The organism is Oleiphilus sp. HI0086 (assembly GCF_001635225.1).
Window position 1 is genome coordinate 1 of the sequence record NZ_LWFZ01000018.1, and the last position, 1,017, is coordinate 1,017.

The 1,017-nt window shown below is 47.6% G+C and carries 1 protein-coding gene; it reads left to right on the forward strand.

Annotated elements, in window-relative coordinates:
- On the forward strand, window positions 1-855 hold an 855-nt coding region (locus A3756_RS00395; RefSeq protein WP_197481066.1), incomplete at its 5' end, for a patatin-like phospholipase family protein.
- Window positions 856-1,017 lie beyond the last annotated feature (162 nt).

Sequence of the window (1,017 nt, forward strand, 5' to 3'; positions counted from 1 at the left end):
AAGCCCGAGGAAAGTAACTACAGCCCTTTGAAGCGTTTACCGCTTAAAGGTATTTGGCAACAGCAATCATTACTCGACCCAGAGCAACTGCGCAGCTGCGTTGAACACAACGTCGGATTAATGACTTTTGAAGAAGCCTTTAAAAAAACCGGCCGAAACGTAAGCATTACAATTTCACCTGCCCGAACAGGCCAAAAGCCAAGAATTCTGAACTACCAAACTGCACCAAGTGTTTTTGTCGCATCCGCAGCACAAGCATCATGCTCTGTCCCTGGTTTGTTTCCTCCCTGCCAGCTCTATGAGAAGAACGCCCTTGGGGAAAAGCAGGCCTATCTAAAAGGTGAACGCTGGTATGACGGCTCTTTTGCTACCGATATTCCGAGGCAAAGAATGAGCCGGCTTCACAATGCAAACTACTTTATAGTCAGCCAGGCCAACCCACATATTGTGCCTTTTGTCTCTCAACGTCAGGATGATGGTCTTGCAGCCTTCCTTGCCGACCTATTGGTCAGCAGTAGCTTTTCTCAAGGAAAGGCTCTACTTAAGTTGGGGAAGCGTCGGTTTCACTCTCAGGCTTGGAGTTCTTGGCTAAATCACGCTTCCTTGATGCTTGATCAGGACTATTTGGGCGACATCAATATCCACCCTGAATTTCCGCCTTCCTGGTATACCAAGTTCATGAAGAACCCTAGCCCTTCAGAAAGAGACTATATCTTGAAAATGGGTGAACGCTGCACCTGGCCAAAACTGGCCATGATTAGGGACCAAACTCAGGTAAGCCGAACCCTACAGGCTTGCATCGCTCATCTGGAGCAGAGCGCCAAAGAAGAAAGCTTAAAAGCCACCGCTTTATAAGCGATCAAATAAGGAAAGTGAAGACACCTGAGAATAAGAGGAGTAGGCAGCTTCCAAAGTGAACTGCTGTAAGGACAACAAACTGACGGCTTCCGCATAGTCAACCGATTCTAGGTCGCTCAGAGTTTGCTCTGTTAGAAGCTCCACATCCTTAAGCTGTTC